The 1,490-nt window shown below is 52.3% G+C and carries 1 protein-coding gene; it reads right to left on the bottom strand.

The features are described 5' to 3' along the window. A partial coding sequence (locus BM323_RS24190; RefSeq protein WP_254773319.1) for an Ig-like domain-containing protein occupies positions 1 to 1,490 on the bottom strand: 1,490 nt, incomplete at both ends.

Here is a 1,490-nt window from a genome sequence, read left to right as displayed (position 1 = left end):
GTACCCACCAACGTAAACCTGGCTTCATTTGAAGGGTCGCTGACGCCTGCTGATTTTACTTCTCTTGCGGTGATACTGTGGAAACCTGAAGAATAATTACTGTCGTGCAGATATGACCATTTACCGTCGGTGCCTGCCGTGGTGCTGCCAATTAACGTTGTGCCATCGTAAATATTAATAACGCTCAGCGCGCGGCCTGTGCCTTCAACCTTTACGCTGCCATCATCAATAATGCCGCCATTAGCAAACTTGTCGTATGCGCCACTCGCCTGGTGCTCGAACAATCCTGTAATGCTTGGTTTATCCGGACCCAAACCGGAAGTATCGATTTCGATCTGCCATTTATTTGACACGCCGGAATAGTCACGCTGCACGGCCCAGAAGTTATGGCGTCCGTCGCCCAGCGCCGTCGGCGTGAAACTCCAGTCACCATTACTGCTTGTCTGCGTGGAGCCCAGCAGTGTGTTACCGTCGTAAATAAGGACAAAGCGTCCCGCTTCAGAGCGACCGGATAAGGTAGGGGTGCTGTCATCGGTGATACCGTTGTTGCCGACAGGCCCGGTAACGCCAACATCGTCAAATACCTGTGTTATGGTGGTCGGCACCGAAGGTGACGGATAAATATGCAGATCGAAACTGTCATTCCAGTCCGCTGCACCTTCACTCTTAACCTGGAAATTCCAGTCGCCAGCCAACAGATCAACCGACGGCGTCCAGCTCCATTTTCCATCATGGCCTACATCAACGGTGACACTGTTCTGGCTGCCATTGAGCGTGTACTGAATCACAACCCGGCTGTTCGATTCTGCCCGACCAGTGAATCTCGGTGACATGTCATCGGTATAATCACCGCTGTTGAGTTTGCCGATACTGGTGCCGAAATCGTCCCAGACTTCGGTGATTTTTGTCTGCTGATCGCCTGAACCCGCAGCAAAGATGTCCAGGTTAAATAGTGCAGAAGAGACTTTAGGTGTCGCCGCCTGGAACTCGTATTGACCGGCCGCCAGCGCAGGGGAAGGGGTCCAGCTCCAGTTTTGTCCGTTCACCGTTGCGGTTGCGCTTCCTGCCCAGGTGCTTTCACCCGCTTTGCGGTAGTAAACGATGACCGTAGCGCCTTCATTTGTCTGGCCGCGCAGTGTTGGCGTGGTGTCGTCGGTAAGCGCGCCATTGTTCAGCACGCCACTCCATTTCCCCACATCATCAAGGGCATCGACGATGGTAACGAAGTCAGCCATGCCAACATTAATGATGAAGGAATCAGAGACTTTGCCCTCACGGTAAATCGGCGCACCATTGGCATCTTTGCCAAACTCTTCAATAGCCACCAGGGTTAATACGTTCTCACCCTGTTGCAAATCATTATTCGGCTCGATAACCCATTTGCCGGTCACTGCATCAGTTTTTGCACTGCCAATATCATTGCCTGCTGCATCCCGCAAATATACAACGGTATTAGGCTGAGCAACGCCCGTCAGGGTTGGTTTAGCATC

Source organism: Pantoea sp. YR525 (assembly GCF_900116775.1).
GTDB lineage: Bacteria > Pseudomonadota > Gammaproteobacteria > Enterobacterales > Enterobacteriaceae > Pantoea > Pantoea symbiotica.
This window is presented reverse-complemented; position numbering and strand designations above follow the sequence as displayed.